Annotated in this window: 24 protein-coding genes; 12 read left to right on the top strand and 12 right to left on the bottom strand. The window is 71.5% G+C overall.

Features of this window, described 5'->3' with window-relative positions; genetic code table 11:
* Nucleotides 1-103: 103 nt before the first annotated feature.
* Genes ACTJI1_RS18345 through ACTJI1_RS18330 form a run of 4 tightly spaced genes read right to left on the bottom strand, consistent with a single transcriptional unit; the run spans nt 104 to nt 3770 of the window.
* Nucleotides 104-1648, bottom strand: coding sequence for an amidohydrolase (locus ACTJI1_RS18345; protein WP_440743735.1), 1545 nt, complete (start codon nt 1646-1648; stop codon nt 104-106).
* Nucleotides 1645-2283: an FMN-binding negative transcriptional regulator gene (locus ACTJI1_RS18340; RefSeq protein ID WP_440743734.1), complete on the bottom strand. Its 639-nt coding sequence runs from the start codon at nt 2281-2283 to the stop codon at nt 1645-1647. The genes ACTJI1_RS18345 and ACTJI1_RS18340 overlap by 4 nt, the downstream gene beginning before the upstream one ends.
* A 9-nt stretch (nt 2284-2292) precedes the next feature.
* Nucleotides 2293-3282 (bottom strand): Fpg/Nei family DNA glycosylase, encoded by a 990-nt coding sequence (locus ACTJI1_RS18335; RefSeq protein ID WP_440743733.1) that lies wholly within the window; start codon nt 3280-3282, stop codon nt 2293-2295.
* Nucleotides 3282-3770: a ribose-5-phosphate isomerase gene (locus tag ACTJI1_RS18330; protein WP_440743732.1), complete on the bottom strand. Its 489-nt coding sequence runs from the start codon at nt 3768-3770 to the stop codon at nt 3282-3284. The genes ACTJI1_RS18335 and ACTJI1_RS18330 overlap by 1 nt, the downstream gene beginning before the upstream one ends.
* A gap of 113 nt (nt 3771-3883) precedes the next feature.
* Between ACTJI1_RS18330 and pepN the strand changes: the two genes are divergently transcribed.
* The 8 genes from pepN to ACTJI1_RS18290 all read left to right on the top strand — a co-directional run bounded on the left by pepN (nt 3884) and on the right by ACTJI1_RS18290 (nt 13652).
* On the top strand, nt 3884-6430 hold the full coding sequence (pepN, locus tag ACTJI1_RS18325; RefSeq protein WP_440743731.1) for an aminopeptidase N: 2547 nt from the start codon (nt 3884-3886) through the stop codon (nt 6428-6430).
* Between the two features lie 139 nt (nt 6431-6569).
* Entirely contained in the window at nt 6570-7481 is a 912-nt protein-coding gene (locus ACTJI1_RS18320) for an ATP-binding cassette domain-containing protein (protein WP_440743730.1), read from the top strand.
* Nucleotides 7478-8344: an ABC transporter permease subunit gene (locus tag ACTJI1_RS18315; RefSeq protein ID WP_310128975.1), complete on the top strand. Its 867-nt coding sequence runs from the start codon at nt 7478-7480 to the stop codon at nt 8342-8344. Before ACTJI1_RS18320 ends, ACTJI1_RS18315 begins: the two co-directional genes overlap by 4 nt.
* An 8-nt stretch (nt 8345-8352) precedes the next feature.
* Entirely contained in the window at nt 8353-9693 is a 1341-nt protein-coding gene (locus ACTJI1_RS18310) for a sensor histidine kinase (protein ID WP_440743729.1), read from the top strand.
* Nucleotides 9690-10364: a response regulator transcription factor gene (locus tag ACTJI1_RS18305; RefSeq protein WP_310128972.1), complete on the top strand. Its 675-nt coding sequence runs from the start codon at nt 9690-9692 to the stop codon at nt 10362-10364. Before ACTJI1_RS18310 ends, ACTJI1_RS18305 begins: the two co-directional genes overlap by 4 nt.
* Before the next feature lie 55 nt (nt 10365-10419).
* A complete protein-coding gene (locus ACTJI1_RS18300) occupies nt 10420-11565 on the top strand; it encodes a mechanosensitive ion channel domain-containing protein (RefSeq protein ID WP_440743728.1) in 1146 nt (381 codons plus the stop codon).
* Between the two features lie 2 nt (nt 11566-11567).
* Nucleotides 11568-11969: a globin gene (locus tag ACTJI1_RS18295; protein ID WP_440743808.1), complete on the top strand. Its 402-nt coding sequence runs from the start codon at nt 11568-11570 to the stop codon at nt 11967-11969.
* A 36-nt stretch (nt 11970-12005) separates the two neighbouring features.
* The gene (locus ACTJI1_RS18290) at nt 12006-13652 is read left to right on the top strand and encodes an FAD-binding dehydrogenase (protein ID WP_440743727.1); all 1647 of its coding nucleotides are present in this window, start codon (nt 12006-12008) and stop codon (nt 13650-13652) included.
* A 114-nt stretch (nt 13653-13766) separates the two neighbouring features.
* On the opposite strand, the gene ACTJI1_RS18285 is transcribed toward ACTJI1_RS18290, so the two are convergent.
* Nucleotides 13767-14480: a hypothetical protein gene (locus ACTJI1_RS18285; protein WP_440743726.1), complete on the bottom strand. Its 714-nt coding sequence runs from the start codon at nt 14478-14480 to the stop codon at nt 13767-13769.
* A gap of 42 nt (nt 14481-14522) precedes the next feature.
* Here ACTJI1_RS18285 and ACTJI1_RS18280 point away from each other — a divergent pair, with 42 nt between their 5' ends.
* The gene (locus tag ACTJI1_RS18280) at nt 14523-15395 is read left to right on the top strand and encodes an acyl-CoA thioesterase (protein WP_310128964.1); all 873 of its coding nucleotides are present in this window, start codon (nt 14523-14525) and stop codon (nt 15393-15395) included.
* Between the two features lie 27 nt (nt 15396-15422).
* Here the strand turns inward: ACTJI1_RS18280 and ACTJI1_RS18275 are convergent, their stop codons facing one another.
* Together ACTJI1_RS18275 and ACTJI1_RS18270 are read right to left on the bottom strand one after the other, a co-directional pair.
* A complete protein-coding gene (locus ACTJI1_RS18275) occupies nt 15423-16136 on the bottom strand; it encodes a zf-HC2 domain-containing protein (RefSeq protein ID WP_440743725.1) in 714 nt (237 codons plus the stop codon).
* A complete protein-coding gene (locus ACTJI1_RS18270) occupies nt 16133-16645 on the bottom strand; it encodes a sigma-70 family RNA polymerase sigma factor (protein WP_310128961.1) in 513 nt (170 codons plus the stop codon). Before ACTJI1_RS18270 ends, ACTJI1_RS18275 begins: the two co-directional genes overlap by 4 nt.
* A 122-nt stretch (nt 16646-16767) precedes the next feature.
* Here ACTJI1_RS18270 and ACTJI1_RS18265 point away from each other — a divergent pair, with 122 nt between their 5' ends.
* Entirely contained in the window at nt 16768-17229 is a 462-nt protein-coding gene (locus ACTJI1_RS18265; protein WP_440743724.1) for a ubiquinol-cytochrome c reductase iron-sulfur subunit, read from the top strand.
* Between the two features lie 8 nt (nt 17230-17237).
* Nucleotides 17238-17753 (top strand): hypothetical protein, encoded by a 516-nt coding sequence (locus ACTJI1_RS18260; RefSeq protein ID WP_310128957.1) that lies wholly within the window; start codon nt 17238-17240, stop codon nt 17751-17753.
* A 65-nt stretch (nt 17754-17818) separates the two neighbouring features.
* Here ACTJI1_RS18260 and ACTJI1_RS18255 read toward each other — a convergent pair whose 3' ends face one another.
* The 5 genes from ACTJI1_RS18255 to msrA form a co-directional block, all read right to left on the bottom strand.
* Nucleotides 17819-18337 carry an acyl-CoA thioesterase gene (locus ACTJI1_RS18255; RefSeq protein ID WP_440743723.1) on the bottom strand — a complete coding sequence of 173 codons (519 nt, stop codon included), beginning with the start codon at nt 18335-18337 and terminating at the stop codon, nt 17819-17821.
* Between the two features lie 13 nt (nt 18338-18350).
* Complete coding sequence (gene ettA / locus ACTJI1_RS18250) at nt 18351-20033, bottom strand: energy-dependent translational throttle protein EttA (protein WP_440743722.1); 1683 nt, start codon at nt 20031-20033, stop codon at nt 18351-18353.
* A gap of 106 nt (nt 20034-20139) precedes the next feature.
* A complete protein-coding gene (locus ACTJI1_RS18245) occupies nt 20140-20667 on the bottom strand; it encodes a DUF6993 domain-containing protein (RefSeq protein ID WP_440743721.1) in 528 nt (175 codons plus the stop codon).
* 1 nt (nt 20668) lies between these two features.
* Nucleotides 20669-21094 carry a single-stranded DNA-binding protein gene (locus ACTJI1_RS18240; RefSeq protein ID WP_440743720.1) on the bottom strand — a complete coding sequence of 142 codons (426 nt, stop codon included), beginning with the start codon at nt 21092-21094 and terminating at the stop codon, nt 20669-20671.
* Between the two features lie 143 nt (nt 21095-21237).
* On the bottom strand, nt 21238-21762 hold the full coding sequence (gene msrA / locus ACTJI1_RS18235) for a peptide-methionine (S)-S-oxide reductase MsrA (RefSeq protein WP_310128951.1): 525 nt from the start codon (nt 21760-21762) through the stop codon (nt 21238-21240).
* Nucleotides 21763-21902: 140 nt separating this feature from the next.
* Here msrA and ACTJI1_RS18230 point away from each other — a divergent pair, with 140 nt between their 5' ends.
* Nucleotides 21903-22637, top strand: a complete 735-nt coding sequence (locus ACTJI1_RS18230; RefSeq protein ID WP_310128949.1) for a hypothetical protein — start codon at nt 21903-21905, stop codon at nt 22635-22637.
* The last annotated feature ends 47 nt before the right edge of the window (nt 22638-22684 follow it).

Here is a 22684-nt window from a genome sequence, read left to right as displayed (position 1 = left end):
CGCCGACATTCGTCACGAATGGCGGGATTGGCGGGGCGGGACGCGACATTCGGCACGAATGGTGCCCGGACGGTGGGCGCCCGAGGGACGCCGGGCGCGGGGGTCAGCGCAGCGCGTCGTGGGTGACGCGGCCCGCGAGGAGGGTGGCGGCGACCGGCATCGTGCGGAGTTCGTCGGGCGACGCCGCCAGCGGGTCGCGGTCGAGCACGGCGAGGTCGGCGGGCTGACCGAGCGACAGGGTGGAGCGGGTGGATGCGCGGAGCGCGACGTCCGCGGGGATCGTCTGCTCGGGGTGCCACGGCTCGCGACCGTCGCGCGTGCGGCCGACGGCGGAGGCGATCGCGGCCCAGGGGTCGAGAGGGGCGACGGGGGCATCGGAGCCGAAAGCCAGGCGGGCGCCGGCGGCGTGCAGGTCGGCGAGGGGGAAGGCGCGGTCGGTGCGTCCCTGCCAGAGGCGGTCGGCGACGTCCCGGTCGTCCATGGCGTGCTCGGGCTGCACGCTCGCGGTCACGCCGAGGCGGGCGAAGCGCGGGACGTCGGCGGGGTCGATCAGCTGCGCGTGCTCGATGCGACCGCCCGCGCCGATCGAAGCGAAGGCGTCCAGCGCCCGGCGGTTCGCCTCGTCGCCGATCGCGTGGACGGCCGGCTCCAGGCCGTGGTCGACGGCGAACCGCATCCGCTCGACGAGCTCCGCGGGCGCGAGGTTGGCGACGCCGTGGCCGCCGTCCGGATAGGCGTGAGAGCACAAGGCGGTGCGGGTGTTGAGCGAACCGTCGGAGATGACCTTGAACGGCCCTACGGTCAGCAGGCCGCCGGTGCCGGGGATGGCTGCGCCCGTCCGCAAGCCCAGACCGGCGGCCCGGTCGAGGTGCTCGCCGTAGATGCCGAACTCCACGCGCAGACCCGCAGCGTCGCCCTCACCGCCATTCCGGCCGACGCCGTCACCGCCACGCCCGCCGCCGGCGCCCATCCGCCGCATCCAAACGTCGAGGTTCCACCCGTACTCGAGGTCGACGATCCCGACCACCCCTCGCGTCGCTGCAGCGCGTGCGGCGTCGGCCGCCCAGCGGTCGAGCGTGGCGTCGTCGGCCGCGGTCAGGACGCTGGTGACGGCGAAGCTGGCGTCCTCGCGCAACACGGCGTCCGTGGTGCCGGGAGCGAAACGTCGCGCCGCGGCGCTGTTGAGCCACGAGCAGTGCAGGTCCCCCGCGATCAGGACGACCGGGCGGTCCGTCGCCGCGTCGAGCAGCGAACGCGTCGGCTCGTCGGGCCACAGCGCATCGTGGAAGCCGAAGCCGACCAGCACGTCGTCGCCAGAGGCGCCGGAGGCGCCCGCCGCGCGCTCCTGCACCGCCCGCTCCCGCACCAGCGCCGCGGCCTCGGCCGCGGACGCCGCCCGGGACACGTCGAGCCGACGCGCGGTCTGCGCCCACTGGGTGAAGTGGACGTGCTGGTCCCACAGCCCCGGCACGACCCAGCGCCCATCGAGCGGGATGCGCTCCACGGGCCCGACGTCCGTCGCCGTCCCGGCGGGCTGCACCGCGCTGATCCTGCCCTCGTCGAGCACGACATCCACCAGCCCGTCCACACCGGACACACCGAACGCAGAGACCGCGGCGATCCGGCCCCCGGCGAGCACCACCGTCATCGTGCCGCGCGTCGCCGCTCGTGCACGATCCGCATCTCGCGGAGCAGCCCCTCGCTCGCGTACGCGCTGTCGCCGCCGAGCTCGGACATGATCGTTTCGACGATGTGGTCCGGGCGGTTCTGGCTCATCTTCTGCTTCGCGACCACGCGGGTGGGCGTCAGGCGCAGACCCACCGTGCCGGAGGCGATGCGGTCGGCGTACTCCGAGTCCTTGAGGGTGCCGCGCATCCGCCGCGGCGACGGGAGCTCATCCTCGAAGTGGTCGACCAGGCGCTCCAGCACCTCGAGGTTCTCCTCGTCGCTCAGGATCTCCGGGACGCCGGAGAAGTGCGCGGCGATGAAGTTCCAGGTCGGCACGGCGGGCTTCTCGTCGTACCAGCCGGAGGAGATGTACCCGTGCGGACCCTGCACGACGATGAGCAGTTCGTGCTGCCCGAGCTCGTGCAACTGCTCGTCCGGCCGTCCGACGTGGGCGAGCAGGCTCAGCTCCTCCCGCGTCTCGTCGAGGAGGACCGGGTAATGCGAGGCGACGAGTCCCGTCGAGGGGGCGCTGACGAACGTGGCCCACGGGTTCTCGCGCACGAGCCGTTTCAGCTCGTCGGGGTCGCCCAGGGTGAAGCTCGGGTTCTGTCGCATCGCGCCCTCCTAGGCCTGGTCCACTGGGCACCAGTACAGCTTGCGGCCGCCCAGCTCCTCCATGAGGATGTTCGTCCCGCACACCCGGCACGGCAGGCCCTCGCGCTTGTAGACCCAGTGCCGGTCGTCGCGGCTGGCCATCGCCTTGCGGTAGGACTCCTCGTCGAGGTCGTCCATCGTCATCATCTGGCCGGTCTCGACCCCGATGCGCAGCAGGTGCACCCAGTCGCGCCACAGCGCCCGCACCGTCTCCTCCGGCACCTTCTTGCCGGGCGTGTGCGGGTTCTGCCGGGCGCGGAACAGCAGCTCGGCGCGGTAGACGTTGCCGATGCCGCTGACCACACTCTGATCCATCAGCAGCAGGGCGATGGAGGTGGGCTTGCGCCGGACGATCGAGACGAAGCGGTCCTCCGCCTCCCGGCTGGCGTCGACCTGCGGGTCCGGTCCGAGCTTCGCGATCACCGCATCCACCTGGGCCGGGTCGAGCACCTCGCAGGCGGTCGGTCCGCGCAGGTCCGCGACGGCGCTGTCGGTGAGGAGCCGCACGCGCACCTGGCCGATGGGCTCGGGCGGGAACGAGGTGATCTCGGCCTCCACCTTCTCCGACTCGGCCATGCGCAGGCGTGTGCGCCGGGGCGCGCCGATCGAGTGGAGGGAGTTCTCGCCCGCCGCGTCGAGGATCGGCTCGCCGAGGTCGGTGCCGCGCTGGTTGGTCTGGCCCATCCGTCCGTTCGCGCTCGCGATCGTCGGGTCGATGCTGATGTCGCCCGCGAAGTCCCACGCGCCGTAGAGGCCGAGGTGGACGCGGAGCCACAAGTCGTTGTCGAACTCGAGGAACATCTGCTTGCCGACCGCGCGCGCATCCGTCATGACGTGGCCGTCGATGCGCGTCGCATCGGCCGCGAACCGGCCCTGCGGGGACGACACGGCCACGCGGTGGCCGACGAAGTTGACGGCGAACTGCCGCGCGATGCGGTGGACGGAGTGGCCTTCGGGCATCAGTGGTCCACGTTCTTGCCCGCGATGTCGCCGGTGGCCTCGTACTCCGCCAGCTGGGCGATGCGGCGCACGTGCCTCTCCTCGAACGAGAACGGCTCGGCGATGAACGCGTCGATGAAGCCGGTGGCCTCCTCGACCGTGTGCTGCCGGGCGCCGATGGCGATGACGTTGGCGTCGTTGTGCTGCCGGGCGAGCAGCGCGGTCGACTGGCTCCACACCAGCGCTGCGCGCACCCCGCGCACCTTGTTCGCCGCGATCTGCTCGCCGTTGCCCGAACCGCCGAAGACGATGCCGAGCGCCTCGACGCCGGCCTGCTGGTCGCGGACCACCGCGGCCGCCGCGTTGATGCAGAACGCCGGGTAGTCGTCGATCGGGTCGTACTCCGTCGGACCGTGATCGACCACCTCGTGACCCGCCGCGCTCAGGTGCTCCTGCAGATGCGTGCTGAAGTCGAGGCCGGCGTGGTCGGTGGCGATGTGGATGCGCATATCCACAGTTTAGGGAGGACCGCCGACCCTCGACGGCTCGGTGGCTAAGGTGGGTGCGGTGGACACGATCCACACGTTCGACCTCTTTAGTCATCCCCTCGAAGGAGCCAGCGTTGCCCGGAGAAAACCTCACCCGCATCGAAGCGCAGGAGCGTGCGTCGCTCGTCCGCACCCACAGCTACGACGTCAGGCTCGACCTGACCACCGGGCCGGAGACGTTCCGCAGCACCACGACGGTGCGCTTCTCGGCGAAGGAGGGCGCGTCGACCTTCATCGACGCGATCACGCGGACGGTGCACGCCGTCACCCTGAACGGCGTCGAGCTCGACCCCTCCACGGTGAGCGACGGCGTGCGCATCCAGCTCGACGGTCTCAAGGACGAGAACGAGCTGACCGTCGACGCCGACGCGATCTACACCAACACCGGCGAGGGCCTGCACCGCTTCGTCGACCCGGTCGACGGCGAGGTATACCTCTACAGCCAGTTCGAGGTGCCGGACTCGCGGCGCATGTTCGCCGTGTTCGAGCAGCCCGACCTCAAGGCCGAGTTCAGCTTCACCGTCACCGCACCGGAGCACTGGGCGGTCGTCAGCAACTCCCCCACGCCGGAGCCGCAGGCGGCGGGCGACGGTAAGAAGGTCTGGTCGTTCGCGCCGACCCCGGTCATCTCCTCCTACATCACCGCGCTCGTCGCGGGCCCCTACGAGTCGGTGCACAGCGAGCTCACCAGCCGTGACGGCCGCACCATCCCGCTCGGCGTCTACACCCGCAAGAGCCTGGCCGAGTTCCTCGACGCCGACTACATCTTCGACAAGACGCGCGAGGGCTTCGCGTTCTACGAGGAGCGCTTCGACTACGCCTACCCGTTCGAGAAGTACGACCAGCTCTTCGTGCCGGAGTTCAACGCGGGCGCGATGGAGAACGCCGGCGCGGTGACCTTCACCGAGACCTACGTGTTCCGGTCGAAGGTCACGGACGCGATCAAGGAGCGCCGCGTCGTCACGATCCTGCACGAGCTGGCGCACATGTGGTTCGGCGACCTGGTCACCATGAAGTGGTGGAACGACCTCTGGCTGAACGAGTCGTTCGCCGAGTACGCGTCGACGCTCGCGACCGCGGAGGCCACCGAGTGGACCGAGGCATGGACGACGTTCGCCGCGATGGAGAAGAGCTGGGCGTACCGCCAGGACCAGCTGCCCTCGACGCACCCGATCGTCGCGACGATCAACGACCTCGAGGATGTGCAGGTCAACTTCGACGGCATCACCTACGCGAAGGGCGCCTCGGTGCTCAAGCAGCTGGTGGCGTGGGTCGGCCAGGACGACTTCCTCGCGGGCGTCGCGCAGTACTTCAAGAAGCACGCGCACTCGAACACCGAGCTCAAGGACCTGCTGGTCGAGCTCGAGGCCACCAGCGGCCGCGACCTGACCGGATGGTCGGAGAAGTGGCTGGAGACCGCGGGCGTCAACACCCTCCGTCCCGAGCTGACGGTGGATGCGGACGGCACGATCACCTCGTTCGCCGTGCTGCAGTCGGCGGCGGCCGACTACCCGACCATCCGCCCGCACCGCCTCGCGATCGGCCTCTACAACCTCCGCGACGGCAAGTTGACGCGCGACGAGCGCTTCGAGCTCGACGTCGACGGTGAGCGCACCGAGGTCGCCGACCTCGTCGGCACCCGCCGCCCCGACCTCGTGCTCATCAACGACGACGACCTCGCCTACGCGAAGATCCGTCTCGACGAGCAGTCGCTCGCGGTCGCGATCGAGCACCTGTCCGACATCGAGAGCCCGCTCGCCCGCTCCCTGGTCTGGGGCGCGGTGTGGGATGCGACCCGCGACGCCGAGACGAGCGCGAGCGACTACGTGCGCCTGGTGCTCGGGAACATCGCCTCGGAGACCGAGTCGACCACCATCCGCACCACGCTGAACCAGCTCGTGCTCGCCGCGACGGCCTACGTCGCGCCGGAGCGCCAGAAGGAGACCGCCCAGGGCGCGGCCGACGCTCTGTGGGAGCTGGCGAAGGGCGCCGAGGCGGGCAGTGACGCGCAGTTCCAGTTCGTGAAGTTCTTCGCCGCGCTGGCCTCCACCGACGAGCAGCTGTCGACCATCGCCGCACTCCGCGACGGCTCGGTCACCCTCGACGGTCTGACCGTCGACACCGACCTGTCGTGGGAGCTGCTGATCGCGCTGGTCGCCGGCGGCGCCGCGGGCACCGCCGAGATCGACGCGGCACTCGCCGCGGACAACACCGCGAACGGCGGCCAGTTCGCCGCGCAGGCCCGCGCGAGCATCCCGACGCTCGAGGGCAAGCAGGCGGCCTGGGACTCGGTGTTCGCCTCGGACGCCCTGCCGAACACGATCGTCCGGTACACCGGCATCGGGTTCCAGCGCGCCAAGGACAAGTCCGTGCTCGCGCAGTTCGTCGAGCCGTACTTCGCCGCCCTGCAGGACATCTGGACCTCGCGCACCTACAAGATCGCGGAGTACCTGGTCGAGGGCATGTACCCGGCACCGCTCGCGAACGAGGAACTGCGGGATGCGACCCGCGCCTGGCTCGACGCGAACCCGGAGCCGGCCGCCCTGCGCCGCATGGTGGTCGAGAACCTGGCAGGCGTCGAGCGCGCGCTCGCGGCCCAGGAGCGGGACGCCGCCGCCTGATCGGAGCCGAGCGCTCCCGTCGCGGCGATCACCGGAGGGGCCGTGCGTCTGCACGGCCCCTCCGTCGTACCAGGCGGCCCTCCGGGGTGGTACCGCGGGAGGATGCCGCGACGCGAGCCGCGCCCCTAGTCTCGGACGTATGATCCAGCTCGATCACCTGACCAAGCGCTTCGGCGAGAAGACCGCCGTCGACGACATCACCGTGACCATCCAGCCGGGCAAGGTCACCGGCTTCCTCGGCCCGAACGGCGCCGGCAAGTCCACGACCATGCGGATGATCATGGGACTCGACCGGCCCACCCGCGGACGCGCGCTCATCAACGGCAAGCGCTACGCCGAGTTCCGCTCCCCGCTCACCGAGGTGGGCGCCCTGCTCGACGCCAAGGCCGTGCACACCGGGCGCACCGCCTACGCGCACCTGCTCGCGCTCGCCGCGACGCACGGCATCCCGAAGTCCCGCGTGCACGAGGTCATCGGCATGACGGGACTCGAAACGGTCGCGAGCAAGCGCGTCGGCGGCTTCTCGCTCGGGATGGGGCAGCGGCTGGGCATCGCCGCCGCCATGCTCGGCGACCCCGCCACGCTCATCCTCGACGAGCCCGTCAACGGCCTCGACCCCGAGGGCGTGCTCTGGGTGCGTCAGTTCGCCCGTCACCTGGCGTCGCAGGGCCGCACGGTGTTCCTGTCGTCGCACCTGATGAGCGAGATGGCCCAGACGGCCGACCACATCGTCGTGCTGGGACGCGGTCGTGTGCTCGCGGACGCCCCGGTCGACACCATCCTCGCCGAGGCCACCCGGCATGCCGTCCGCGTGCGCACCCCGCAGCCCGAACAGCTCGCCCGGGCGGTGGCGGGCGCCGACGTCGCCGTCACCGGCGTCGAGGCGCAGCTGCTGGAGGTCACCGGCCTCACCGCGGCGCAGATCGGAGAGACCGCCGCCCGCGACGGTATCGTGCTGCACGAGCTGACGCCGATCAGCGCCTCCCTCGAGGAGGCCTACCTCGAACTCACCCAGGACGACGTCGAATACCGCACGGAGGTCAGCCGATGAGCACCGCCACCACCACCCAGCAGGGCACGGTCCACCCGCACACCTCGCTCGGCCACCTCAACTTCGCGCGGGTGGTCCGCTCGGAGTGGATCAAGCTCTGGACGCTGCGCTCGACGTTCTGGACGCTGATCAGCGCTGTCGTGCTCGTCGTCGGCATCGCCGCCCTGGTGGCCGTCGCGATCCCCGACAAGTCGACCCTGGTCGACCGGGTCTCCGCTGCGCAGCGCGCCGCCGTCGAGGCGCAGGCGGCGGACTTCGCGCAGACCGCGGCGACCGCGGGCCTCACGTTCGCCTCCCTGGTCATCGCCGTGCTCGGCGTGCTCGTCATCAGCGGCGAGTTCTCGACCGGCATGATCCGCTCGTCCTTCACGGCCGTCCCGCGCCGGTTCCCGGTGTTCGGCGCCAAGACCCTGGTGCTGTTCGTCGTGGCGTTCCTCGCCGGCCTGATCAGCTCGGCCGCGTCGTGGGCCGTCGCCGTGCCCATCCTGACCGCGAAGGGCTACACGGGAGATCTGTTCTCGAGCGACACCCTCTGGGCGATCCTCGGAGCCGGCGCCTACCTCGGCCTGGTGGCCGTCTTCGCCCTCGGGGTCGGCGCGATCCTGAAGTCCACCGCGGGCGGGATCGCGGGCGCCCTCGGAGTGCTGCTCGTCCTGCCGATCATCGCGAGCCTGGTCGGCGGCCTGACGCGGACGCAGTGGGTGACCGACGCCCAGCACTACCTGATCAGCAACGCGGGCTCCGGCATGGCGGGTCTCGCCAACGGCGACCTCGAACCGTGGGCGAACGTGCTCACCGTGCTCGTCTGGGCCGCCGTCGCCTTCGTCGGCGGCGCGCTCCTCCTGCAGCGCAGGGACGCCTGACCGCCGACGTGACCGCTCCCTCCCCCGCACCGGACGCCCCGGACGGCCTCGAACTGCCGAGGCCGCCCGGGGCGATCCGTCGCTACTTCGCGGCGCATCCCCTCGTCGTGGATGTGCTGCTCGCGGCCCTCTACCTGGTGCCGACGGTGATCGTGTCGCTCGTCGGCTTCGCCATGCGGCCGAGCGTGCAGGAGGCCGTCCTCCTGGTGCTCTCCGCGGCCGCGGGCGTCGCGCTGCTGGCGCGCCGGCACCGGCCGGTGGTCGTGTTCGCCTTGGCGACGCTCGTCCTCGGCGCCAGCGTGTTCCTGGGCCGCGACGTGGACCTGCTGCCGACGCTGTTCGCGCTCTACGCCCTGGCGGTGTACCGCTCCATCCGCTCCGCCTGGATCGCGTACGCCGTCACCGCCGCCGTCACGGTCGCGACGCTGACCACCGAGGTGCTGCTCCAGCAGGCCCAGGTGTTCACCCAGCTGCGGACGGCGGCGCTCCCCGCCGGCATCATCGTGCTCCTCTTCTCGGCCGTGGCGGTGCTGATCGGCAGCAACGTCGGCAACCGGCGGCGGTACCTGGATGCGCTCATCGACCGTGCCCGGCAGCTCGCGCGCGAGCGCGACCAGCAGGCCGAGATCGCGACGGCGGCGGAGCGCAGCCGCATCGCGGGCGAGCTGCACGACATCGTGTCGCACAGCCTCACGGTGATGATCACCCTCGCAGACGGTTCCGGGCGCCTCGCCGCGACCGCGCCGGAACGCTCCGCCGAGACGATGCGGCTCGTCGCCGAGACGGGCCGCGGGGCCCTCGCCGACATGCGGCGCCTGCTCGGCGTGCTCGGCGACGACGACGGCGAGCCCGCGGCTCGCGCACCCCAGCCCGGCGTCGCCGACCTGGGCGCGCTGATCGAGACGTTCCGCGCGGCCGGCCTGCCGGTGCGCATCACCGTGTCGGGGGTGCCGCCGGAGGACGCCGGGCAGCAGCTGACCGTGTACCGCGTGGTGCAGGAGGGGCTGACCAACGTGCTGCGCTATGCCGCGACGGCGACCGCGGTGCGGGTCGTCACGGTCTTCCAGCCCGGAAGCGTGATCCTGACGGTGGACGACGACGCGACCGTGCACGGCCCGCCGCATCAGGGGTCGGGACGCGGACTGCTCGGGCTGCGTGAGCGCGTCGGGCTGTACGGCGGCACGATCGAAGCCGGACCGCGGCCGGGCGGCGGCTGGCGGCTGCGGGCGGTATTCCCGGCGCTGCGAGGCGCGGCGGGCGCCGCATCCACCCGGACCCCCGCATCCACCCGGACCCCCGCATCCACGCCGACCCCCGCATCCACCCCGACCCGGAAGGAGACGCCGTGAGCGACGGCCCCATCCGCCTCCTGCTCGTCGACGACCAGCAGCTCGTCCGCCTCGGCTTCCGCATGGTGCTGGAGGCCGAGCCCGGACTCGTCGTGGTGGGCGAGGCCTCCGACGGCGCCGAGGCGGTGCGGCTGGCGGCGGAGCTCCGGCCCGATGTGGTGCTGATGGATGTGCGGATGCCGGTGCTCGACGGGATCGAGGCCACCCGGCGCATCATCGCGGCGCAGCCGTCGGCCCGCGTGATCGTGCTGACCACCTTCGACCTGGACGAGTACGCCTTCGGCGGTCTGCGCGCCGGCGCCAGCGGCTTCCTGCTGAAGGACGTTCGGCCCGACGAACTCGTCTCCGCCGTGCGCAGCGTCGCCGCCGGGGACGCGGCGGTGTCGGGACGCGTCACGCGCGCGATGCTCGAGCTCTTCGCCGACCGGCTGCCGGCCGGCGGCGCATCCCCCGCTCCGGGCCACGACCCGGTGGCCGCCCTCACGCCGCGGGAGCGCGAGATCCTCGCCGCCATCGGCGAGGGGCTCAGCAACGGCGAGATCGGCGCCCGGTTCTACCTCACGGAGTCGACGGTCAAGACGCACGTCGGGCGCGTGCTCGCCAAGCTGCACCTGCGCGACCGCGTGCACGCGGTGATCTTCGCCTACGAGAACGGCCTGCGGGAACCGTGAACCGCCCGGCCGGTCCAGCGACCGCCAAGGCGCGGCTCGCTAGGCTCGGAGCGGTATGGAGATCCTGAAAGCAACCTTCTGGACCGAACTCGGGTCGTGGGCCGTCGCGGCCGGCTGGAACATCCTCAGCGCCGCGTGCATCGTCGGCGGCGCCTTCCTGCTGAGCTGGATCCTGCGGGTGGTCATCCGCAAGGTCGTGCAGCGCATCGTCAGCGGCGTGAAGAAGGGGCAGAACGTCAGCGACACGCAGGCGCTGGTCGCCTCGCCGCTCGCGGCCGTGCGCCTCGTGCAGCGCACGCGAACCCTCGGCTCGGTGCTCACGAACATCGTCAACGTGACGATCGGCATCATCGCGATCATCCTCATCCTGAACGTGTTCGTGCCGGATGTGCTGGGCTCGTTCGCGCTCCTCACGGCAGCCATCGGCGCCGGTCTCGGTTTCGGCGCGCAGAACATCGTCAAGGATGTGCTCAACGGCCTGTTCATGGTGATGGAGGACCAGCTCGGCGTGGGCGACGTGGTCGACCTCGGGTCGGCGACCGGCGTCGTGGAGGCGGTCGGCATCCGCGTCACCCAGGTGCGCGACGTCAACGGGACGCTCTGGTTCGTGCGCAACGGCGAGATCCTGCGCGTCGGCAACATGTCGCAGGGCTGGGCGCGGGTGATCATCGATGTCGCCGTGCCGTACGACGTCGACATGGACGCCGTGCAGGCCAAGATGCTCGAGGCCGCGAACGCGCTGGCGTCGAGCACCAAGTGGCGCTCGCGCATCCTGGAGAAGCCGGAGCTGTGGGGGCTGGAGTCGATCTCGGCCGACGCGATGGTCATCCGCCTGGTGCTGAAGACCCGCACGACCGCCAAGGACGACGTGTCGCGCGAGCTGCGCCTCCGCATCAAGCAGGCGCTCGACGAGCTGGACGTGAAGCTGCCCTCCCTCTCGGCCGTCGTGCTGACGGGCTTCGACAGCGCCGCCAGCGTCATGGGCGCGAAGCCGCCGCGCACCCGCCCCAGCCCGACCGTCACGACCGAGCCGCCGCTGAAGGGCCGGAAGGCCCGCGCCGCGGCCAAGCGCGGCACGGCGCAGGCGACGCCTCCGGCCGATCCGGGCGCGATCCGGGTCACCCCGGCGATCGAGAACAAGCCGGCGGGCGCCGCCCCGAAGTCCGCACCCGAGAAGCGCACGGACGGAGACCCGACGTGAGCCTGCCGCTCATCCCCACCGGCCCGCAGAAGGCGTTCTACGACGAGGTCGGCGGCCGTCCGACCTTCCAGCGCCTCGTCGACGCGTTCTACGACGGGGTCGCCGACGACCCGGTGCTCCGTCCGATGTACCCGGAGGAGGACCTCGGACCGGCGAAGGAGCGGCTGCTCCTGTTCCTGGAGCAGTACTGGGGCGGTCCCACGACCTACAGCCAGCAGCGCGGTCACCCCCGGCTGCGGATGCGGCACAACCCGTTCAAGGTCAACCCGGACGCCCGCGACCGCTGGCTCGCCCACATGCGCGTCGCGGTCGAGCGGCTCGAGCTGCCGCCCCTCCAGGAGGAGACGCTCTGGAGCTACCTCGAGCGGGCGGCGTTCGCTATGGTCAACACATTCGAGGAGTAGCCCTCCCCCGCCATCCCGGTGCCGAAGGAGACACGGATGACACACGAAACCGACGCGATCGTCGTCGGAGCCGGCCTCTCCGGACTGGTCGCCGCCTCCGAGCTCCTGGACGCGGGACGTCGCGTCACCATCGTCGAGCAGGAGCCCTCGGCCTCCTTCGGCGGACAGGCGTGGTGGTCGTTCGGCGGGCTGTTCCTGATCGACTCGCCCGAGCAGCGGCGGATGGGCGTGCACGACTCGCTCGCCCTCGCCCGTGACGACTGGTTCGGCTCGGCCGGCTTCGACCGGGCGGAGGACCACTGGCCGCGCCGCTGGGCCGAGGCGTACCTGCAGTTCGCCGCCGGCGAGAAGCGCGCGTGGCTGCACGAGAAGGGCCTCCGGTTCTTCCCCGTCGTGGGCTGGGCGGAGCGCGGCAGCGGTTCGGCGGGAGGCCACGGCAACTCGGTGCCGCGGTTCCACATCACCTGGGGCACCGGACCGGGCGTGGTCGAACCATTCGCCCGGCGGGTGCAGTCGGCCGCCGCCAGCGGGCACGCATCCGTCCGCAACCGTCACCGCGTCGACGAGCTGATCGTGGAAGACGGCCGGGTGGTCGGAGTGCGCGGGGCCGTGCTGGCGCCCGACCCGGCCGAGCGCGGCGCACCGAGCAACCGGGAGGTGACCGGCGACTTCGAGTTCCGCGCCCCCGTGGTGATCGTCGCGTCGGGCGGCATCGGCGGCAACCACGAGCTGGTGCGGGCCGCGTGGCCCGCGCGCCTCGGCGAGCCGCCCGCGCACATGCTGTCAGGCGTGCCCGCGCATGTCGACGGGCGGATGCTCGGGATCGCGGAGACCGCCGGCGCGCACCTCATCAACGGCGACCGGATGTGGCACTACACCGAGGGCATCACCAACTGGGACCCGGCGTGGGAGCGGCACGGCATCCGCATCCTCCCGGGTCCGTCGTCGCTGTGGCTCGACGCGCACGGCGACCGGCTGCCGTCGCCGCTGTTCCCCGGTTTCGACACGCTCGGGACGCTGGAGCACCTGCGCCGGACCGGCTCGGACTACAGCTGGTTCGTGCTGACGCAGCGGATCATCGAGAAGGAGTTCGCGCTGAGCGGCAGCGAGCAGAACCCCGACCTGACCGGCAAGGACCTGCGCCTCCTCGCCAGCCGCGTCGGACCGGGCGCCCCCGGCCCCGTGGAGGACTTCAAGGAGCACGGCGAGGACTTCGTGGTGGCCGACACCCTGGACGAGCTGCTCGCGGGCATGCAGCGCATCGCGGACGTCCCCCTCGACACCGAGCTGGTCACCCGGCACGTGCACGAGCGCGACCGGCAGCTCGACAACGAGTTCGGCAAGGACCTGCAGCTCGCCGCGATCCGCGGGGCGCGGAAGTACCGGGGTGACCGGCTCATCCGCGTCGCGCCGCCGCACAAGCTGCTCGACCCGTCGGCGGGACCGCTCATCGCGGTCAAGCTGCACATCCTGACCCGCAAGAGCCTGGGCGGGATCGAGACCGACCTCGACGGGCGCGTGATCGGCCCGGGCGGCCGTCCGGTGCCGGGGCTGTACGCGGTCGGCGAGGCGGCCGGCTTCGGCGGCGGCGGGATGCACGGCTACCGCGCCCTGGAGGGAACGTTCCTCGGCGGCTGCCTGTTCTCCGGCCGCCAGGCCGGCCGCGCCGCCGCCCTCGCCTGACCTGCGCCCTCTCCCCCCTCCGTCGAGTCCTCGAAAAGTGAACGCCTTTGCGGCGTGTCGCGTGCACTTTTTGAGGACTCGATGGAGGGGCGGGGCTCGATGGGGGCTGGGGGGTTAGCGGCGGAGGCTCCAGGAGGCTCGGCGGACCAGGGTGTGGCCGCGGCGGGTGGTGAGGCGGGTCCAGGTGCCGGTCTCGTGGATGGTGACGGGCTCGTCGTCGCCGAGGAAGCCGAGGCTCTCGGCGGCGAAGCCGGCGCCCGCCGGAACGTACTCGAGGCCCTCGATCTCGCGGCCCCACACCTCGGCGCGGACGCGCTGGACGAGCTGCTCGCCGGTCCCCGTCGGGACCGCGTCCGCGACTTCGGCGATGCCATCGCGCGCCACCGTCCGCAGGCGGCCGGGATCGGTCTCGCCCACCTTGTGCCAGCCGCCGCGCGGCGGGGAGATGCCCGCCCAGGTGACCGTCGACACCTCCAGCGGCAGCCGGATCTCGATCGGACCGTCGGGCGCGGCGCCCGCCTCCGCCTGCGCCTCGGCGGCGGCCGCCTCGGCGCTCTCGCGCACGCGCGCCACCCGGTCGAGCAGCGAGCGGATCGGCACGACGGCGTCGAACTCGGCGTCGTTCCCGATGGCGAAGGTCCGCAGGCCCAGCACCGTCGGCGTGGTGTCGAGCAGCCCGCGCGGGTACAGGATCGCGGTGTAGACGGCGAGCACGCCCGAACCGGCGATCAGGCGCACGGAACCTTCCTCGACACGGGCCGCCCGAGACAGATACGTCTGCAGGTCGGCGACGGCAAGGGCATCCATCAGGGAAAACGACTGGTTCATCGGGTGTCTAAACTACCAACAGACCATCGACTTGGAGGCACCGTGACCGAGCCCCTGGCTTCCCTACTGACCGCGCTCGATCTCACCGACACCGGTGCCCGCACCAGCGAGGACATCTTCACGGGCCCCTCCCAGTGGATGCCGCTGGGCCGTGTCTTCGGCGGCCAGGTGCTCGCCCAGTCCATCGTCGCGGCGACCCGGACCGTGGAGGACGACCGCAGCATCCACTCGATGCACGGGTACTTCCTGCGGCCGGGCGACGTGAACTTCCCGATCACCTTCTCGGTCGATCGCATCCACGACGGCCGTTCGTTCTCCACCCGGCGCACGCAGGCGTACCAGAACGGCCTGCCCATCCTGTCGATGATCGCGTCGTACCAGACCGAGGACGAGGGCTTCGAGCACCAGGATGCGATGCCGGACGGCATCCCTGGACCGGAGGAGCTGCCCTCCACCGCGTCCACGCTCGAGGACGTCCGGCACCCGGTCGCGCAGTATTGGGCCAGCCAGCGGCCATTCGACATGCGGCACGTCACCTCCCCGATCTACCTGTCCGTGGAGGGCGACCGCGTCGCCCACCAGGCGGTGTGGTTCCGGACGATCGGCGAGATGCCGGACGACATGGCGCTGCACCGCGCCGCGCTGGCGTACGCGAGCGACTACACGATCATGGAGTCTGTCATGCGCCGCCACGGCATCGCCTGGGCGACGCCGGGGCTGAAGGCGGCGAGCCTCGACCACGCGATGTGGTGGCACCGCCCGGCGCGCGTCGACGAGTGGCTGCTGTACGTGCAGGAGTCGCCGACCGCCGGCGGCGGCCGCGGCCTCTCGCAGGGACGCATCTTCACCCGCGACGGACGCCTGGTGGCGAGCGTCGCGCAGGAGGCGACGATCCGCCTCCCCCGCGCCGACTGAACCGGGGCCCGAGGCGTCGCCCGCCGGTCAGTCGAAGGTGCTGCGGAGCAGGACGGTCCCGGCTCCGGCGGCACGGATGTCCACGCTCGCGATGTCCTTCAGCGGCACGCTGGTCGTCGCGATCGGGCGCGCGGTGGTGCCCTCGTCGGCCGTCCAGGTGGAGATCGTGTACTGGTGACCCGCGCGGTCGGTGACGACCATCGCATACGTCCAGGTGTGCGAGCCCTCCTCACCGCCGACGTGGGCGTATTTGCAGGTCGAGTCGATGCGCGTGCCCCACGGCTCGGCGGTCAGCCGCACGTCCGCGGTGAGCGGGCTCGGCTCGACCTGCTGCATGGCGACGGCCGTCTGCGGCGCAGACACCGGGTTGAGGACGGTCGGCAGCACGAGCGCGGCGACGCCCACGAGCAGCGCCGCGGCGACCGTGGAGAGCCCCGCGATCAGCCAGCGCGCCCGGACCCGGCGGCGGCGGACGCGGTGCAGAAGCGACGGGAGCAGCTCCGGGGAGGGCCCGCGGTCATCGGCGGGCGTCGTCTCCGGCGCCTCCTCGTCGAGCAGGGCGAACGCCTGCTCGCGGGGCACCCGGCTCAGGATGCCCGGCATACCCGCCAGCTCCGAGACGGCCTCCGAGCACCGCTCGCAGTCGCGCAGGTGCGCCTCGAACTCGCGCCGCTCGGCCGGTGAGAGCGCGCCGAGCACATACGCGGCGTCCCAGGTGGCGAACTCGTCGTGGGTGGTCATCGTTCCGTCACCCCTCTCTCCTGAAGGGCGAGCCGCAGGGCCCGCAGTCCGTAGTGGAGGCGCGATTTGACGGTGCCCTCGGGGATGTCGAGCTCGCGGGCGATCTCGGCCACCGAGCGTCCGCCGTAGTAGGCGTGGACGATGACGGCCCGGTGCTCGACGGAGAGCTCGGCCAGGGCGTCGGAGACCAGCCAGGCGTCGAGGACCGCATCCGCCTCGCTGTCCGGGGCCGGACGTTCCGGCACCTCGTCGGTGCCGAACTCGTGCCGGTGCTGCGCGCTGCGGCGCCCGTCGATCACCAGGTTGCGCGCAACGGTGAACAGCCACGTCCGGGCGGACTGCTGCGACTGGTCCAGCACCGTGGGCTTCCGCCAGGCGCGCAGCAGCGTCTCCTGCACGATGTCGTCGGCCATCGCCCGGTCGCCGGTGAGGTGCACCACGTACCGCCAGACCGCCTGCGCGTGCTGGTCGTGCAGTTCGCGCAGCAAGCGGGCGTCCTCCTCCGGCATGTTCACCTCCACCCTGTACACGATGCAGCCGGTGGAAAGGTTCACACGCCACGGTTGAACCGACCGCTGCATCGTCTCGTGAATACGGTAAGAGACGAATCCGCCGAACGGGAGGAACCCGCATGAACGACCACGCACCGCTCACCCGCCGCACGCTCGTGTCCATCGGCGGAGTCTCCGCCGGCGCCCTGCTGCTCGCCGCCTGCACACCGGGTGGTGCGGACGGCTCGGGCGGCTCCGGCGACGGCTCGGGCGGCTCCGGCGGCTCCGGCGGCTCCGGCGGCGGTTCGGGTACCGCCGAGGTGTCGCTGGCGTCCATCCCGGTGGGCGGTGCGGTGTCGGCGACGCTGGGCGGCAAGCCGATCGTGGTGTCTCAGCCGAGCGCCGGCCAGGTGGTCGCGTTCAGCGCGGTGTGCACGCACCAGGGCTGCACGGTGGCGCCGCAGGGCAAGGAGTTCGACTGCCCGTGCCACGGCTCCCGGTTCGACGGGGCGACCGGCGACGTGCTGAACGGTCCCGCGCGCGACCCGCTGCCGAAGCTGAAGGCGCAGGTCTCGGGCGACTCCGTGACCGTGACCGAGTAGGGGCCGTCGTGGAGGTCAACGGGCTGCCGCTGCACGTCCTGCTCGTCCACTTCGTGGTGGTGCTGATCCCGCTGACGGCGGTCGCCGCGCTGCTGGTGCCGATCTGGCCCGCGGCGCGCCGGCGTCTGGGGATCGTGGTGCCGTTGCTGGCGCTGGCGGATTTGGTGCTGGTGCCGGTGGTGACGGAGGCCGGCGAGTGGTTGCAGGCGCGCGTGCCGTCGACGCCGCTCATCCTGCAGCACGCCGCCCTCGGGCGCACGCTGCTGCCGTGGGTGATCGCCTTGTTCGTGTTCTCGGTGCTGCAGTGGGCGTGGTTCTTCTTCATCGATCGCCCCGGCTCCCGGCGCCAGCCGTCGCCGGTGGTGCACCGGGTGGTGCTCGTCGTGCTGACCGTGATCGCCCTGGTGCTGGCCGTCGGCACCATCGTGGAGGTCGTGCTGATCGGCGAGGCCGGCTCGCGGGCGATCTGGGAGAACTCGTTCAGCCCGACGCCGCTGCCGACCGCGCCGTCGCCGACGCCCTGACCGGCGCTGCCGGGCGGGGCGCCGCGTTGCCGGTCAGTTCGCCTGCCGGGCGGGGCGACGGCCGGTCAGGCGCGTTTCGCGAACGCGACCGGCTCGTCGAGGTACGGCGTCCAGGCGTCGCGCTCGCGGTCGTTGATGCGCCGCGGGCGCTGCGTCGTGGCGTCGACGAGCACGATCGTGGTCGCGGCCCGCGAGAACAGAGTGGGCGGCTCGGTGCCTTCGGGCGACCAGACCTCGTAGCAGACCTCGAGGCTGGCGCCGCCGAGCCGCCCGAGCCACAGCTGCACGTCGAGCGGCTGACGCAGGTACGGGATGGGCGCCAGGTACTCAATCTCCTGACGCGCGATCAGGGTGAGCGTGTCCGCGCCGGGGCGTCCGTCGAGGACGGCCGTCGACGCTCCGACCGCTTCGCCGCTCCCCCGCACCGGCTCGCCGTTCGCCGATCCGGCCTCGGCGCTGTCGTCGGTCACCCAGAACGCCTCGATGCGCGCCTCCTCGAGGAGGCGCAGCATCTCGGCGTTGTTGACGTGCCCGTAGGCGTCGAGGTCGCTCCAGCGGAGCTTGATCGGAACGTGCAGTCGCATCGGGTCGCCCGGCTCAGTCGCGGGTGAGCTTGCGGTACGCGGAGCGGTGCGGCTTCGCCGCGTCCGGCCCCAGACGCTCGACCTTGTTCTCCTCGTAGGCCTCGAAGTTGCCCTCGAACCAGTACCAGTCGGACGGGTTCTCCTCCGTGCCCTCGTAGGCGAGGATGTGCGTCGCGATGCGGTCGAGGAACCACCGGTCGTGGGTGATGACCACGGCGCAGCCGGGGAACTCGAGAAGCGCGTTCTCGAGGCTGGAGAGCGTCTCGACGTCGAGGTCGTTGGTCGGCTCGTCGAGGAGCAGCAGGTTGCCGCCCTGCTTGAGCGTGAGCGCGAGGTTGAGGCGGTTGCGCTCACCGCCCGACAGCACGCCGGACTTCTTCTGCTGGTCCGGTCCCTTGAAGCCGAACGTCGAGACGTAGGCGCGCGACGGCACCTCGGTCTTGCCGACCTGGATGTAGTCGAGACCGTCGGAGACGACCTCCCACACGTTCTTGTTGGGGTCGATGCCGCCACGGGTCTGGTCCACGTACGAGATCTTGACCGTCTCGCCGACCTTGAGGTCTCCGCCGTCAAGGGGCTCGAGCCCGACGATGGTCTTGAACAGGGTCGTCTTTCCGACGCCGTTCGGGCCGATCACGCCGACGATGCCGTTGCGCGGGAGGGTGAAGCTGAGCCCGTCGATGAGCATGCGCTCACCGAAGCCCTTCTCCAGGCCCTTGGCCTCGATGACGACCTGGCCGAGGCGCGGCCCCGGCGGGATCTGGATCTCCTCGAAGTCGAGCTTCCTGGTGCGCTCGGCCTCCGCCGCCATCTCCTCGTAGCGGGCGAGACGCGCCTTGGACTTCGCCTGGCGGCCCTTCGCGTTGCTGCGCACCCAGTCGAGCTCCTCGGAGAGGCGCTTGGCGAGCTTCGCGTCCTTCTTGCCCTGGATCTCGAGGCGCTCGCGCTTCTTCTCGAGGTAGGTCGAGTAGTTGCCCTCGTACGGGTAGAGGTGGCCGCGATCGACCTCGGCGATCCACTCGGCGACGTGGTCGAGGAAGTACCGGTCGTGCGTCACGGCGAGCACGGCGCCGTGGTACTTGGCCAGGTGCTGCTCGAGCCAGAGCACGCTCTCGGCGTCGAGGTGGTTGGTCGGCTCGTCGAGGAGGAGCAGGTCGGGCTTCTGCAGCAGGAGGCGGCACAGCGCGACACGGCGCTTCTCACCACCGGAGAGGGTGTTCACCGGCCAGTCCCCCGGCGGGCAGCGCAGCGCATCCATCGCCTGCTCCAGCTGGGAGTCGAGGTCCCACGCGTCGGCCGCGTCGATCTGCTCCTGCAGCGTGCCCATCTCGGCGAGCAGCGTGTCGAAGTCGGCGTCCGGGTCGGCGAGCAGCCCCGAGATCTCGTTGAAGCGGTCGACCTTGTCCTTGATCTCGCCGACGCCCTCCTGGACGTTCTCGAGGACCGTCTTGTTCTCGTCGAGTTCCGGCTCCTGCATGAGGATGCCGACGGTGTATCCCGGGGAGAGCTTGGCCTCGCCGTTGGAGGGGGTGTCCAGGCCGGCCATGATCTTCAGGATGGTGGACTTACCGGCGCCGTTGGGACCGACGACACCGATCTTGGCTCCGGGGAGGAACGCCATCGTCACGTCGTCGAGGATCACCTTGTCGCCGACCGCCTTGCGGGCCCGCACCATCGAGTAAATGTATTCGGCCACTCTTCTTCTCAAACTCCCTGTCGTCGGCTGTTTGCCGTATTCGAGGATACCGGGATAGCACCGCCCATCGGGCGGGCGTGCTCAGATCACCACGGGCGTGCTCGGTTCACCAGTCGATCGCGCGCGTCTGCCCGACGAGGCAGGTGCCCGTCGACAGCACGGGGACGACCTCGCTCCAGTACCCGCCCGCGTCGGCGCCGTTCTGGCCGATCAGGCAGGTGTCGCCCATCCGCACCGAGAACTGGATGCTGTTCGCCTTCAGGCCGATGGTCGTGGTGTCGACGGTCACCTGCATGTCGCTCTTCTGGAACCCCGCCGCCACGAGGGCGTCGATGAAGTCGCGCCCCTGCGCGTTCGGGTTCGCCGCGAGGGTCGCGTGGTTCACCTGGTCGAAGTACGGAAGGTTCTGCTCCGCCGTCCCACCGGGGACGAGCGCGATGGCCGCCGGCGCGGAAGCGCTCGGGGCCGGGCTCGGCGCTGCGACCGCGGTCGACGCCGCCGGGGACGCACTCGGTGCGGGTGCGCCCGTGCAGCCGGCGAGGCCCAGAGCGACCGCCGCGGACGCCGCGAACACGACCGCGGACACGGCGAACGGACCGGTCCGGCGGACCACGGGAGGCGTCATATGCCTCATCTTAGGGGGCGGCCGCTGGGAGCGCGTCGGGAGGCTCCGGCGCCTCGTCCGGCGCTCCGCTCGCGGAGTCGCCCCCGGCCGACTTGGTGAACCGCGACCGGCCCCAGGCGAGGTCGTGCCCGATCGAGTCTGCTTCGATCTCCACGGTCATCCCCTGCTTCTCGCCCGTCCACTCGCGCAGGCACAGCCTCCCGGAGACGAGCACCGGGTCGCCCTTCGCCACGCAGTCCGCCGCGCTCAGCGCGAGCCGGCGGAACGCGCTGACGGTGTACCAGTTGCTCCCACCGTCCTCCCACGAGGCGGCCTGGCGGTTGTAGCGGCGCCGCGTGGTGACGAGCCGGAAGCTCGTGATCGGCAGCCCGCCCTCCGTGACGAGGTGACGGGGCTCGGTGGCGACGAACCCGCGGACGGCGACAGTCTCGGACATTGATCTCTCCAATCCGGACCGCCCGGCGGCGGCCCCGAGACCACTCTCGTCGAGCGGCCGAGCGCAGGAATCGCGGACGGGACATCCGTGGAGAACCCGCCTAAGCGGCCGACCTGTGGACAGATCCGCGAGGCGAGCGCCCCTCAGGCCGCGACGTAGTCCGCGTAGGAGGCGCGGATCTTGTTCACCTTCGGCAACGCGACCGCGAGGCAGTAGCCCTGGCCCGGGTTCTTGGCGAAGAAGTCCTGGTGGTACTCCTCGGCGCGGTAGAAGGGGCCGAGCGGCTCGATGGTGGTGACGATCCCGCCGTCCCAGTACCCGGACGCACGGTCGCGGGCGGCCTCGAACAGCTCGCGCTGGTGCTCGCCGTCGTAGAACATCGCCGAGCGGTACTGGGTGCCGATGTCGTTGCCCTGGCGGTTCAGCTGGCGCGGGTCGTGAAGCGTGAAGAACACGTCGAGGATGACGCTCGGCGGGATGATCTCCGGGTCGAAGGTCACCGCGACGGCCTCGGCATGGCCGGTCCGCCCGGTACACACCTCCTCGTACGTGGGATCGACCACGGTTCCGCCGGTGTACCCGGACACCACATCCTTCACACCGCGCAGCACGCGGTACACCGCGTCCAGGCACCAGAAGCATCCGCCGGCCACCACGAAGGTCTGCATGGGGTTCCCCTTTCGTCACGCACTCCCATTCTGCCGTGCCGACGCCGCGACCACGTCGCCGGAGCGCGCCGGCATGCGGTGTTGGCGACACGACGGGCGGGCTCCCGGCCCGCCGACCGGACCGCCGTTACCATCACGGCATGCAGTGGTGGAATGACTTCGTCGATTGGCTCACGTCGCCGGCAGCGCGCCCGGTGATCTTCTACGCGGTGGTCCTCGCGGTCGCCGTGATCCTCTCCGGCCTCATCGCCGCCTGGATCGCCCGGGGTGCCATCAAGGGCCTCCTCTCCCGCACCGACCGCCAGCAGAAGGCGTCCGCGATCGCCGCGCTCGTCGACGCCGCGACCGAGGCGTCCGTCTGGAACTCCCTCACCCCGGCCGAGCAGGTGCTCTCCGACCGGGCCGTCGGCCAGGCCGACATCATGGTGCGCCTGCTCCCCATCCGCAACTCCGGCCTGGCCGCCACCTGGGCGGGCCACCAGCTCGCCGAGATGAAGCGCGCGTCCGCGACGTTCGGCTACCAGCTGGACCCGGCGATCGCCGAGTTCCGCGACCGCTTGATCGAGTGGCAGAACAACCCGCGCCGCGCCCGCAAGATCTTCCAGAGCGACCTCGAGCGGTGGCGCTTCGAGAACACCGACAGCGAGCGGTCGCTGATCGCGCAGCAGGATGCGTGGGTCGCCCAGCAGCACCACGAGCAGTACGCGGCGCCCGCCGCAGCGACGGCAGGCGGCGACGCGGCGGCGCCGGCGCCCGCGACAACGCAGACGACCGAGCCCGAGCGCACCGGCGCCGCCCCGTTCGCGGGAGCGGCCGCCGACGCGAACGCGACCGCCGACACGTCTCCGACCGCCCGGCTCGGCCAGCCCGTCTGACCGACCCCGCCGACACGACGGCGGCACACTCCACCCGAAACGAAAGG

It is taken from the genome of Leifsonia sp. 22587, from assembly GCF_052044215.1.
Taxonomy (GTDB): domain Bacteria; phylum Actinomycetota; class Actinomycetes; order Actinomycetales; family Microbacteriaceae; genus Leifsonia; species Leifsonia shinshuensis_C.
Note: the sequence above shows the minus strand (reverse complement) of the source record. Positions and strands in the feature narration are given on the sequence as shown.